This window comes from Bradyrhizobium sp. NAS96.2 (genome assembly GCF_001908235.1).
Lineage (GTDB): Bacteria > Pseudomonadota > Alphaproteobacteria > Rhizobiales > Xanthobacteraceae > Bradyrhizobium.
Genome location: NZ_LGHK01000005.1, coordinates 35,596 through 48,768 on the forward strand (window position 1 = coordinate 35,596; position 13,173 = coordinate 48,768).

A 13,173-nucleotide genomic window follows, 5' to 3' on the forward strand; every position below is an offset into this window, starting at 1 on the left:
CAGGCGGAGGGACGCCATAAGTTGCCGATGACCAGATTGGCGCTCACGGCCGATGAGTTTTGCTGCGCTTGTGCGAAAGAATGGACGAATCCTCTGCGTCGTTCGCTGGGACCGAGCTGATGGCGCCAAGTCCGGCGCGTGAGCGAGACGGTCCTTCCGGTGGGACATCGGGCTTTGCCTCCGCGCCAAGCCGCGGAGGTCAAGCCTCGCCAAGCGGGCGCAACCCAGGGCTTGTGCCCCTGCTATAGTTTGGCTAGACCGCAAGGGTTCATTTAGGAGTTGACGATGCCAATTGGTACTGTGACATGGTTTAAGCCGACCAAAGGTTATGGCTTCATCAAACCAGATGATGGTGGCCCCGACGTCTTCGTACACATGCGTGCCGTTGAAAAGGCCGGCTACCCGGATCTCGCGGAGGGAGCGAAGATCAGCTACGAACTGAAGATCGGCACTTCGGGTAAAGCCTCTGCTGAGAACCTGCGGATTGGGTGAGGTCGCCCTTATAGAGACATGCTGGAGGATACCGCCGTCGCGGGCCGCGGTGTCCGAACCTCAAGAAAGCAGGATGCAAGCGCGATCGAGAGCCGTTCAGATCATGGTGATCGCGTCCGCGCGAACTCCTCGGGGATTGCGACCGAAAGAGACGGCGCTTGTGCAAAACGTGACGATTTGTACGACAGAACGATCGAGGCCTTCGGCAGCCCTGCGGACCAAGGTGAAGTCATTGGCCCGCGCGGAATATCTCACCCTTTGCAGAATATCCAACGGTCGATATCAACCCACCTGGTGGTGAGACCGATGCGATCGGCAGCTGCCAGAACATCAGCTGGATCGATAAGACATGAGGCATTGGCGCGGTCGAGCGCAGCACTCTCCCTTGCGGTAGCAGCGCGTTGCCGCCCAGGATCAAGGCCGCGAAGGGTATAGGGCACCCTCGCATCAACTCCGGCGGTTTCGCCATTGAAGCAGCAACATGCGGTGCGTTTCGAATGGCCTGCGAGGCGCCGAGCATGTTCCGCTTAGGAAGACGAGGCGTGCTTTCGCTCAGATTTGCGAACTTTCAAGGCGCGACGTTTCATCGTCGCCGTAAGCTTCTTTGTTCCTGGTTTGTTGGGTGCAACGCGGAGTACGCTGCCGGTCTCCGAAACAAATTGACCATCCTTGTCTATTCGTTTCATGCAGTTCTCCAATTAATAGCCTTATGCCGAACCTTGATTTCGAAGTAGCCCTAAGGACCAACCGCTAGCGAAAAATCACGTCCATCGCTTTCGCATTCTGTCTTTCCATTTCGGCTCATGTGCTTATCGCAAACGAAAAGCAGGAACAAGCGTCAAGCATTGTACGATCCGGACGCGGATTGCGTCATCATGTCCGAGCGCACCAGCTTCGCTATGCCCCAATGTAGAATGACCTACGTATTCAATAATTCTTTTCATTACGCGCAACTCCATGATCTATGATTAAAGGAACGGTCGCAATAGACTCGTATCAACCGGTCATTATCCATTGAAGCGATCAGCGGCCGCAGGAAGATTTCGACGATGCTGGTTGTCGCATTGTCCGTCGCGGCCAAATCAGATCTCGCGAACGTAGCGTTCGACCTGTGATCCTACATAGTCCTCCTGAACTTGCTCTGTGGATTCATCATCAGGCAGTCGTCAGATGCTCCCCTACATCACCTGCTAAAGCGAGGGATTGCGCGCGATCTCGCGCTCGCACAGCAAGATCAGAGTCTTACGCGCCGACATCTGCGGCGCCTGGAAGCGATGCTGCAGGAGGAACTGGTGATCATTGGCATCCGGAACGTGCGCGACCAGGATCGCTTGATCCTCGAGACGATCACAACGGCATTCCATCGGCCGGCGTTTACTGATCCGCTCGGAGAGGCGTTGAAGGACACTCAGGCCGCGCTGCGGACGGGAGAGCTCGTCGACCGCCAGAGTCGTCACGTAATTCGCAAGGCCGTTGGCGGTTGGCGTTGTATTGAGGAACCGGCTTGAAGGGCGGGCCTGAAAGACCTGGACGATGAATTGACCAAGCTAAAAGGATTGCTCATCGCCGAGATCAGGGACGGTCGCCTATCGGAGGGCGGCTGATCCGAAATGGCACCGTCGCCTTTGCCGTTCGCGGTCTCAGCCCAGAGGACAGGCAATGATTTCGACCTGCGCAAGCTGCGACAGGAGTCGATGTTGGTCTATCTCGGCGTCACGCCGGACAATCTCGAGCGCATGGGGCCTCTGTTGAACCTCTTCTTTCAATATGTCGTCGATCTCAACACCGGCGAGCTGCCGGAACATAATTCGAAGCTCAATCGCAAGGTTCCCTCTTGCTCGACGGCTTCCCAGCAACCGGCAATATCAACGTCCTGGCGAAATCGGTCGCGTTCGTTGCCGGATACGGCATCCGACTTCGGACCGTCGTTCAAAGCCAGGCGTAACTTCGCGCGAGCGATGGAGCGTATTGCCAAGCATCTCGAGCATGGACATTCGTTCGCGCCTCGCAATCAAGCAGCCTGTTCACCGGGGTCACGACCGAGGAACCGAGAACGACAAGCGTGATTTGAGGCAAGAAGGGAGCAAATTGCGAGATCGAGCGCATATCTAAGTAAGCAGTTACTGTTCTTTCAATTTGCGCGTCGCTAATATTTTTGAGTTGGACCGAGAAAGCAATCTGGCACGTGAGCGGCTGAGTCTTGATCTTGCCGTCGCCGATGACGGTGGGTGTCACGGCCACGCCAATACAAATGCCTTCCAGAAAACCGACTGAGACCCACGGGTTCCAAGCGCGCACTGATTTGCGGGCTGCGCTCGCCAAACGCCGAAATGACCCGAAACGAAATTGACCACGTCCTTGCCGACGACTCGGCTAGAGCTTTAGGGCCAACAGCAGCATCAAGTTGTTGCTGCAATACACTTGCGCGTCGCGGCAAAGCCTATGACGGAAGAGGGACGAAAGTCCATCAGTACAACCCACACGACATAGAGCGGAGAGCTTGAATCGGACCTTGCGTCAAGTTGTACAAGTGCGTGCAGACATGCCCACGAAAGCACTGACGAATGGAAAAACCGTTTTCTTTTGTACTGTGTTCTACTTTCGGTTTACTGGCCCTGATCGGGGTTGCGCTTGCTGTCCGTCGCTCGACCGCACCATGCACGATACTGATCGCGAGCCAGCCTCTAGGTGATCGGAATGGGCACATCATCATTGTCAGTCTTCAATACGCCTGTCGCGTTGCCGATGGGCTATCGAAGGGCGCAGGTGTCACGGCGAGATCGGTCAGCAAATGGGCAGCGAAAAAGCGACGTACTTGGCTCCGCTTGACGTTCACCGCGAGCTCGAAGTCTCTCGTGCCTAACGGGGGCATGCAATTCAAAGAACTCCGCGTGTTTGGCGATCGCTGAATCGGCAAACCCGTTCGGTAGCTCATCAGATAACGAGGATATGCGGTCGAGCGCGACAGTGAACTGTCGCACTCGTGAGGGCAAGGCATCCAGTACATTGGATAAAGATTATGAGACGCATTGACGAGCGCGACAAATCTCCCATTCCGGAATTTGGTGCCGGTGAAGGTCGAGGCGCTGACGGTTCTAGCGCTGGACCGGCTGGTGCTCCTGGTGAGGAGGGGCGATCGTTCAGTTCCATTGTGGATCGGATGCGTTCCGAGCTTCAGGACACAGGTCCTTCGGATTCTCGCAGCATGCAGCGCGACAGCGGTGCAGGCCGATTTGCTGCTCCCTCCTCCGGCGCACATCGGCTCCTTGGGGTCGCCCTGCAGGGCGCAATCGGTGGAAGTCGTCGTCGTTTGCGCTCCTTGCCGGAATCCGGCTCGTCGCGAACTGATGGGGAACCGCGGTGCGACGATCCAGAGGCGGGAAGCTCGGTAGGACGCCCTCTCCCGTCGCACGGGGGGGGATGGACCAGAAGGGGGGGCGCGTCCACGATGCGCCTACCCAGAATGTCCAAACCCCGGGACTGCAGCGGCCTTATAGAACGTACAGTGGGAGACCAAGGCGAGATGCGGGCTTCTCGCGTCCGAGTGGCGAGGAGTTCTGGCGCGACGATCGAGAGGCTGAAAGCTCGCACGCGAGCGGACGCCCACTGGATACGCAGTCCGTGTCTGAGGGAAGTGGCAGACCAGGAAGGTGGTGCGTCGCCGATGCGACTGCGCAACCATTCCAGCCTGGGAGCTCGGAGCGAGCCCGTGAAACTTATCGTGGCGCAGCCAATCTGGAAACTACTCCATCGGCTTCGGATGGTGACCGGCGACGCGCCGATCGGGCCGCTGAACGCCCGCAAACTCGCAGGCTGGCGCCGTATGGCCAATCCATCTCTGACCGAAGTGGCCGAACCGGGAGGTCGCATGTCGACAATGCTGCCCTACAGAATGTCCAAGTTGGAATACCGGAAAGGCATTCTAAACGTTCAGATGAACTGAATGCCGCCTTAAGGGAAATCGCCAGCGCTCGCGACATCAGCGTTTTCTCACGCGCAGTTGTACGTTACAGCAAGCAGCTGGGAAGGCAGGATCTTTCAGACTTTCTGCAAACCGCAGCTGCCCGTTTCGATGCTCGATTTGTGCCGCAGTTGCAGGAAAATATCCGGTCCTCGTGGGGATACGCCACGACATGCAATGAGCTGAGCCGGGAAGCTGGAGGTGAGGCCGGCGTAAGAGCTTGCCAGGCCTTAGCGGTTCGCTTGTCGCGCCTCGACAAGGCGGTTATGAAGCAAATCGATCCCATCGCACTTTCTCTGTTTGCATTATCGTTCGGCCGACATTCCTCGGCGGCGGGCTGTCGCGAGGCTGCCGTCGCAATCGCCGGTGAGGTGCCGTCCCAGCTCTCGCGTTTTGACCCGCAGGCGCTGGCCAACCTGGTGAACGGTTTCAGCAAATGGCCGAACGCGGCGGACTGTCGTGAGGCTGCCGCCGCAATCGCCGGTGAGGTGCCGTACCAGCTCTCGCGTTTTGCTCCGCAGGGGCTGGCGAACCTGGTGAACGGTTTCAGCAAATGGCCGGACGCGGCGGGCTGTCGCGAGGCTGCCGTCGCAATCGCCGGTCAGGTGCCGTCAAAGCTCTTGCGTTTTGTCCCGCAGGAGCTGGCGAACCTGGTGAACGGTTTCAGCAAATGGCCGGACGCGGCGGGCTGTCGCGAGGCCGCCGTCGCAATCGCCGGCAGGGTGCCGTCCCAGCTCTTGCGTTTTGATCCGCAGCACCTGGCGAACCTGGTGAACGGTTTTAGCAAATGGCCGGACGGGGCGGGCTGTCGCGAGGCTGCCGTCGCAATCGCCGATAGGGTGCCGTCCCAGCTCTTGCGTTTTGACCCGCAGCACCTGGCGAACCTGGTGAACGGTTTCAGCAAATGGCCGGACGCGACGGGCTGCCGCGAGGCTGCCGTCGCGATCGCAGGTCAGGTGCCGTCCCAGCTCTTGCGTTTTGACCCGCAGGCGCTGGCGAACCTGGTGAATGGTTTCAGCAAATGGCCGGACGCGGAGGGCTGTCGCGAGGCTGCCGTCGCAATCGCCGGCAGGGTGCCGTCCCAGCTCTTGCGTTTTGCCTCGCAGGAGCTGGCGAACCTGGCGAGCAGTTTCAGCAAATGGCCGGACGCGGCGGGCTGTCGCGAGGCCGCTGTCGCAATCGCAGGTCAGGTGCCATCCCAGCTCTCGCGTTTTGACCCGCAGGCGCTGGCGAACCTGGTGAACGGTCTCAGCAAATGGCCGAACGCGGCGGACTGTCGCGAGGCTGCCGTCGCAATCGCCGGTCAGGTGCCGTCCCAGCTCTTGCGTTTTGACCCGCAGGCGCTGGCGAACCTGGTGAACGGTTTCAGCAAATGGCCGGACGCGGCGGGCTGTCGCGAGGCTGCCGTCGCAATCGCAGGTCAGGTGCCGTCCCAGCTCTTGGGTTTTGTCCCGCAGCACCTGGCGAGCCTGGTGAACGGTTTCAGCAAATGGCCGGACGCGGTGGGCTGTCGCGAGGCTGCCGTCGCAATCGCAGGTCAGGTGCCGTCCCAGCTCTTGCGCTTTGACCCGCAGCAGCTGGCGAACCTGGTGAACGGTTTCAGCAAGTGGCCGGACGCGGCGGGCTGTCGCGAGGCTGCCGTCGCAATCGCCGGTCAGGTGCCGCCCCAGCTCTTGCGTTTTGACCCGCAGGAACTGGCGAACCTGGTGAACGGTTTCAGCAAGTGGCCGGACGCGGTGGGCTGTCGCGAGGCTGCCGTCGCAATCGCAGGTCAGGTGCCGTCCCAGCTCTTGCGTTTTGACCCGCAGGCGCTGGCGAACCTGGTGAACGGGTTCAGCAAATGGCCGGAAGAAGCATTCGCGGGCCAAGCGACGGTCGCGATCGCTCGTGAGGTCCGTCGCCGTGGCGATCAACTCTCCGGTTTTACTCAGCAGGCGCTGGCGAATCTGGTGAACGGATTGAGCAAGTGGTCGGAAGACCCGGACACTTGCCAAGCCGCGGCCGCAATCGCGGGTGAGGTCGGTCGCCGCCCGCTCTCCGATTTCACGCCGGAGCAGATGGCATATCTGATGAATGGCTTCAGCAAGTGGCCCGACGACGCAGCGTGTCACCGGGCGCTGGTGGACGTCGCACGCGGACTAGGCCGGGCAGGCCAACGCTTCGGCGCCTTCACGACGCCGCAGTTTAGCATGATCGCCAATGCCCTGGGGCGAAGTATCGTGAGAGGGGAGGAGACGGGAGAGATCACAGAGACCGCTCTGCTGAAGGATCGCTTGCATCAGCTGGCCCATCACCTTCACTACGACAATGATCGGCTGGAGCAGAGCGATGCTCGGACCATCGCCACCATTTTCAAGGCCTTGGCGAAGACTCGGCTGTTCGAGGATCTTGGCTCACTTGCCTCGACCGGGTTGGATCGGCTCAACGAATTGCAACGTGCCCCTGGTTTTGCCGCTGAGAATAACCTCGAAACCATCGGCAATCTCTGTGCCGCGCTGGTGCCGCTGGCGCGCAGCCCGCACCTGCGCTGGCATCGCAGAGTGGCTCTCCACTTGCTGAACGATCTCCAGCCGGTCGTGGAGCAAAAGGTCGAGGCACACTTCAATGCAAGCGCGGCAGAGCGAACCCGTGGGCCGCTCGCCAGTCGCGCTCCAGCGCTCTCGATCTATCAGGTGATCAAGGCTCGTGCGGTTCTGGCGAACATGTTCAAGCGACCGGATATCGAGGGCAAGAAGGCCGATTTGCGCAAGAGGCAGCAAGAGTTGCGGCACGGTACCAAAGAGACCCTGGCCAGTACGCGCGACCTCATTCAGGGCGATCTTTCCAACATGAGCTGGAACCTGATCGCGCAAATCGAGGCGGAGAGCCCGGTCGATGCGCTGGACGCATTCGTCGAGCAGAACGCGGCAACGATCCAGGACAAATATCCTGCGTCCATATTCGATGTCCACGAGGTATTGCGAGCCATGGATCACGAGCCGAGGCCCCCACAGGGCGAGGCTGGTCTGATGCGGTTGCCGGTGGTGGACATGCAGGGACGGCCTCTGGCCACGGAGCCCGAGACACGATACTCGATCTTTCATCGGCTAACCTCAGGGGCGATCGAGGTGGTCGCCGTGCAGCTGCCAGCAAAGCCGAGCGCCCTCATGCTGGCGCGCACGTTCACGTATAAGGGGGTGCCATACCGCATGGACCTGTTCGGCGGCAGCAAGTTAAAGGCACCAAAACCGACCGTGCTCGAAATCGCCGCCCGTGCTCCAGCCAAGCCGGCAGCAGCATCCTCGGGAGGAAAGCTGCTCGCCATTCCCTATGCCGAAACCGCTCCGGGAACGTCTTTCGAGAAGCTAATGCGCGCTTGGGCGCCCTTCAAAGAGGCCTATTGGTACACTCAGCGTAGGGGATTTGCGGCGCCACCCGCAATCAAGGATCTCGGCCCTCACGACTACGCGCTCGAGGGCGCCTTCAAGCTGTTGCTAGCGCCAGACCGCCCGGCCAACGAGGCACATCCCTTCAGACTGACCGGACCGGAAGGCCCGATTGCTCTGCGACCGCATGACGGCTGTGGCTTCATCAAGGCCTCGCTGGCCGAGCGTATGCTCGCCGTTCGCCGTGCCGGCCCGAAGGAAGGTCCCGATCGGACGCCGCCCTATGGCGAAGCAAGGAGATCGTCCGTTCCGGCCTCGGCGCTGCAACATTATCCGCGTAGTGAGCGAGTGGCGGGCGAGGCGCGCGAGAAAGCCAAGGCTTGGCTGGAGAGCAGAGAAGAGGAAAGCCTGATAGGCGAGCATCTGTTTCGTACGGTGACGGCAGGCCACATCGACGGTTCCGGCGCGGTTGCCGTCCCGTCCAGTGACGATTACCTCCATGTGCCACAACGCAAGAGCGAGACGTTGACGGGAACGGGGGGGCGTGCTGATCGGGCGGTCTCCCTATGACAATCCCAACCTGCGCCCGCTTGACTACAAACGCGTCAAGTCAGCAGCTGATGGGGACCCGACTGCGGCATTCCTCGATAGATGCGTGGCCATGCAATACAGTTTCAGCGTCGCTGAGAAGTCCCGGGAGCAACTGGCGGCCGACGATCCGAGCTTCTTTGCCAAAGGCATTCTGATCGTGGTGCCGGACGAGCTGTGGCCGGCCGACTACGCAGATCGTGGCCTGGTGATGTCGGCTGAGGACGTCAAATGCCATTCGAGCTGGACCGAGCGCAAGGACCGCGTCAAGGCGGACACGCTGGTCGATTGCGTCGGCATCCTGCAGGCGACCGAGGTGTTTGCTCCGGGGTCGTTGGTCGCCGTCCCGACCGGTGAGCAGAAAAAGCTCGACGGCGATTTCGACGGAGATATGATTGTTATCATCGGTGACCGGCCGCAGCTTTATGAGCATGTTCGCCTGTTCGATGACAAGGAGCAAGCCCGCGGGGTTCGTTCGCTCAAGCCACCAAAATCGCATACGCCGGCAATCGAGGGCAATGATTACAAATTTAGCCGTGCCAGCCAGATCCTCGCGGCGACGCGGGATACTTTGGAGGTTTATACCGGCCTGCAGCGGAGCTTTCTGGCGCAGTCCCATCAAGCACGACGTTGGTTTGCCGAGCGCGCCGTGTTTGGAACGTACGAGGGGTTTCACCACGAACTTCAGCGCGACATCCTTCAATTACTGAACCAGGAGCAGGTGAGCGCCCAGGATGTCGAGCACATGCTCGACAGAGCGAGGCCCGAAATCAAGGCTGCAGACCATGCAGTTGCCCACGAAATTGCCGAGTTCCTCGTCACCGACCTTGTCGCGTGGGCAGCAAGCATGGATGAGCAGGTGCTGCCCGAAACAGTCGAAAGCGCGCGCGATACCAAGCTGACGGTAAGCCCGGAGCTTGCAGAGCTTTTCCCAAACCTGGCGGAGACCTATCCGGCGGCCACTCACCCGCGCGACCGTATCCAGGCCTTGCTCGACAACTATCCTCCGCGCATCAGTCCACGGCCGGATGGGTACATTGCCGATGACCTCGTGCAAAGCGCAAGCAATCTCCTGAGCCTCGGCATCAAGGTCGGAACGGACGCCTTTAAATCCGACACCAGCGTCCAGCTATTTATGAAGAAAAGCCAAGGGCTCCAGAGGCTCCTGCAGCAGACGCCGGGCCTGAAGTCGGTGCCTTATGTCAAGAGCATGGCGGCGACCCTCAATCACGGGATGTTCAATGTCGACACGACCTTGGAAGATCTGAAGGACAATCCCACATTGGCGGCTTCAATCATGGAAGCCTCGATCAACCTTGCTGCGGAGAAAGGGATTCTGCCTCGTCCCTTTGACCGGCAGCCTGCCGAGGATTCTGCCATCAAATTGACGCTAACTCGCGAACTGGCCTCGGAGCGCGCCCAGACCGAGGTGGCGCGCGCCGCAGTCGAAGAAAAGGCGATCACTGCAGCGGCGCTTCAGGTTGCCAAGGATCTCCGGCAAACGGGCATCGATGTGAAGATGCCCCATCTCGACCATCGATTGAAGACGGAAAGCTCTCTCACAGATCAACTCTTGGCTGTGAATGACGTCCCCGAAGGCGCCTCACAGCTGATCAGCAACGCCGTGCGCCATGTCTTCGAAGCGCCCGATAAGGATTTTGCAAAGGCCTTCCGGAAAGCCATTCTGTCGTTTGAGGAACAAGGCTACACCGAATTCAGCACAGCAAACTGGTTCAGGATGAGCGCTCCGACCTTTGCCGGCATCAAGACTGTGCTCGCCACGCCGGATGGCTACCGCTTCGAGGCGGAGTTTCATACGCCGGCCAGCTACAAAGCCAAAATTGCCAATCACGATACTTATAAGGAGCTCCAGCGACTGCGCAGAAGCGATGCACCGGATGACCGTAAGATCGAGCAGCTCACGCAGCGCGTGCGCGAGGTCTGCAGAGAAGTTGCGATACCCGATGGTGTCAAAAACATTCCCCACTTTTCAATCGAAGAGGCGCGTACAGCTGGCGTCGGCGCTGGCTTTGCGCTGCGATCTACCCGACAAACAGGGACGTTCGAGCGATCACCGACCGCAAAGGAGGTTGTCGCGGCCCTCGACGGCCGGCCGGTCGTGCTCGTCGGCATGCCCGGCTCCGGCAAATCCACTATCGGCCCACATCTTGCGCGACGACTAGGGCTGTCCTTCATCGACTCCGACAAAAAGATTGAGACGATGACTCGCATGTCGATCACGGACATTTTTGCGACCAAAGGGGAGCGGTATTTCAGGGACCTCGAGGCGCGTTTGATCGCGGAGTGTCTCGAGCGGGGACCCGCGGTGCTCGCCACCGGTGGCGGCGCGTTCATGCATGAGGAGACGCAGCGCCGCGTCGCCGAGAAAGGGGTCTCGATCTGGCTCAATGCCAACGCGGGTGAGATCAGGAAGCGCCTTGCTCGTGACACCACCCGCCCGCTGTTGCAGACCGAGGACCGGGGGGGACAAGATCACGCAATTGATCCGCGAGCGCGTACCGATCTATCAACGTGCCGATCTCACCATCGTCCCGGGAAGGCGTGACAACAGGAACGCGGATCAATGCGTGGTCGCGCTGCATGCCCATCTTTGCGGCGAGGCGAGCGCGGACCGGATACCGGCCAATGTCATGGGAGCGGCACCGTGACCTCGGCACTCACAAGGTTGGTTGTCGATATCGCGTGCACCGATCGAGATGAACAGTCTCTTCACCTCGAGCGGGCACACCATTCGAGCCAGGCGAAGATCGCCCTGCTCAGTGCTGTCGTATCAACCTCGTCCGACAATTCAAACGCGCCGAGCCAGACCGGCCATCTCGAAACGACAGAGGCGCCCCACCTGAACGTGGCACGGGCGACCTAGGTCGTCAGCTTCTCGAAAGGTCGAGCTGTTAACACAAAAAGGGGGCAGTCCGAAGCTAGCCGTTCTGATTGCTCAATCGGAGGTCTGGAATGGACCCATCTAGTGTCAATTTCGCTGCTAGTACAGCTTCTCCTCGCACGTTGCGCGCCAGGCCAGAACAGCTGAAAGTGAACCAAGCCGCCGCTTTTGACGCGCACCTGAGCAAAGCCGCAGAGAGGCGGCCGAGCCAAGCCGATCTAGAATTTTCCCGTTATAGTATCTTTGCCCGGCATGAGGCCGGCAGCGCCATGACGGCTCAGCAGCCGGATATGCAACTTATCCTTGTTTCTAATCGTGTATCGAGCTTCGACCCCGGCGAACCCAAGACGGGTGGTCTTGCCGCGGCCCTCGAGCCGGCCGTTGAACGCTCTGGCGCCGTTTGGATGGGGGCCTCGGGAACGCTAAGCGACGGCAGTGAGCAGCTAACTCCTCTTGAGCCGCACGGCAAGGGTCAAGTTGCAAAAGTAGATCTGCCGGCCGCCCACTACGCCGGCTTCTATCATGAATTTTCAAATTCTACTCTGTGGCCCGCGCTTCATTCGCTGACCGAGCGGATGTCCCCTGCATCGGAAGAGCATTATAACAGCTATTGCCAGATCAACCGCGCCATGGCGCGCGCCCTGTCATGCCTTAGAAAGCGAGATGCAATCTGGGTGCATGATTATCATTTCCTTTCCCTCGGCAAGGAGCTGCGCGAGCTCGCGATCGAGCAGCCGATCGGCTTTTTCCTACATACGCCATGGCCGAACCCTGATGTGATAGAGAAGGTGCCCCATCATCGCGATCTGATGGAAACCATGTTGGCGTACGATCTTGTCGGCTTTCAGACCCGCTGGGATCTAGACAATTTCCTATCGTGCCTCCAAGTGCATCTTGGGATGGAAAGCAGGAGCGATGTTGTGATCTCGGAGCGAGGCCTCACTCGTTGCCAGGTGTTTCCGATTGGTATCGATCCGAAGCAGTTCGCAAAATATGCCGTGGAATCGCTCGTGGAATACCGACAGGAGATCTCGTCGATCCAGGACAAGCTCGATCGCACGAAGCTGGCAATCGGCGTAGATCGCCTCGACTATACCAAGGGTATCGACAATCGGATCAAAGCTTTCGACCTGCTGTTGACAAACAAGCCGCAAAGCATCTCGCTCTTGCAGATTGGGACGTCGTCGCGCGCCGACATTCCGGCATATAGTGAATATCAGCGCGATATTGCCTGCCTCGTCGAAGACGTCAATCGTAAGCATGGAACGGACGACGGCTGCGAGCCGATCCTCTATAAGAAGGATCACTTCTCGCAGGTGCGGCTAGCGGGGTATTACCGGACCGCGGACGTTGGTGTGGTGACACCGTTGCGTGACGGTATGAATTTGGTGGCGAAAGAATATATTGCTGCGCAAGATTCGAACGATCCGGGCGTGCTGGTCTTGTCGAAGTTCGCGGGGGCGGCAGAGGACCTCAACGAAAATGGGCCACTGCATGTGGATCCGACCTCTCCTGACGACATCGCGGCCGCGATTTCAACAGCCATCGAAATGCCGCGCGAGGAGCGCATCGAACGCTGGCGAGCGATGATCAACACACTTGAGGCGTATACGATCCATGACTGGTCGAAGGACTTCGTTCGCGAGCTCGGCCCCAGTCGCGTGGCGGTGCCAGCCGATCAGTTCCGATATCTCGGCTTCGGCTGGCTCAACGAGGCCCAAGTGCCCATGTATGCGACAGCGGAGGAGTTAAATGTCGCGGTGAAGCATGTACAGGATACGCGCTGGATCTTGCCTTGAGAATGCGTGGAGGCCAAAGCGGAGGTGGGCCCGATTGGTCAAGTAGGGTTCTGATCAAAAGGCCAA

General features: G+C 59.6%; 8 protein-coding genes. All 8 read left to right on the forward strand.

Translation table 11 applies throughout. From position 1 onward, the window contains the following. Positions 1-285 precede the first annotated feature (285 nt). The gene (locus AC628_RS01055; protein ID WP_074124922.1) at positions 286-492 is read left to right on the forward strand and encodes a cold-shock protein; all 207 of its coding nucleotides are present in this window, start codon (positions 286-288) and stop codon (positions 490-492) included. Between the two features lie 1,274 nt (positions 493-1,766). Next, positions 1,767-2,000, forward strand: a complete 234-nt coding sequence (locus tag AC628_RS42420; RefSeq protein ID WP_143201370.1) for a hypothetical protein — start codon at positions 1,767-1,769, stop codon at positions 1,998-2,000. A gap of 102 nt (positions 2,001-2,102) precedes the next feature. After that, positions 2,103-2,558 (forward strand): type IV secretory system conjugative DNA transfer family protein, encoded by a 456-nt coding sequence (locus AC628_RS46060; protein WP_502689524.1) that lies wholly within the window; start codon positions 2,103-2,105, stop codon positions 2,556-2,558. 1,643 nt (positions 2,559-4,201) lie between these two features. Then, the gene (locus AC628_RS43680; protein WP_074124923.1) at positions 4,202-4,435 is read left to right on the forward strand and encodes a hypothetical protein; all 234 of its coding nucleotides are present in this window, start codon (positions 4,202-4,204) and stop codon (positions 4,433-4,435) included. A gap of 284 nt (positions 4,436-4,719) precedes the next feature. After that, complete coding sequence (locus AC628_RS43685) at positions 4,720-8,388, forward strand: hypothetical protein (RefSeq protein WP_168193277.1); 3,669 nt, start codon at positions 4,720-4,722, stop codon at positions 8,386-8,388. After that, entirely contained in the window at positions 8,363-10,972 is a 2,610-nt protein-coding gene (locus AC628_RS45935; RefSeq protein WP_349510095.1) for a shikimate kinase, read from the forward strand. Before AC628_RS43685 ends, AC628_RS45935 begins: the two co-directional genes overlap by 26 nt. Before the next feature lie 99 nt (positions 10,973-11,071). Further along, positions 11,072-11,290: a hypothetical protein gene (locus tag AC628_RS42430; RefSeq protein WP_143201372.1), complete on the forward strand. Its 219-nt coding sequence runs from the start codon at positions 11,072-11,074 to the stop codon at positions 11,288-11,290. A gap of 167 nt (positions 11,291-11,457) precedes the next feature. Beyond that, on the forward strand, positions 11,458-13,107 hold the full coding sequence (locus AC628_RS01080) for an alpha,alpha-trehalose-phosphate synthase (UDP-forming) (RefSeq protein ID WP_245320969.1): 1,650 nt from the start codon (positions 11,458-11,460) through the stop codon (positions 13,105-13,107). Positions 13,108-13,173: the final 66 nt, after the last annotated feature.

Coding starts and splice junctions, on each gene's coding strand:
- AC628_RS01055 (WP_074124922.1), top strand. CDS start 286: ATGCCAATTGGTACTGTGACATGGTTTAAGCCGACCAAAGGTTATGGC.
- AC628_RS42420 (WP_143201370.1), top strand. CDS start 1,767: ATGCTGCAGGAGGAACTGGTGATCATTGGCATCCGGAACGTGCGCGAC.
- AC628_RS46060 (WP_502689524.1), top strand. CDS start 2,103: ATGGCACCGTCGCCTTTGCCGTTCGCGGTCTCAGCCCAGAGGACAGGC.
- AC628_RS43685 (WP_168193277.1), top strand. CDS start 4,720: ATGAAGCAAATCGATCCCATCGCACTTTCTCTGTTTGCATTATCGTTC.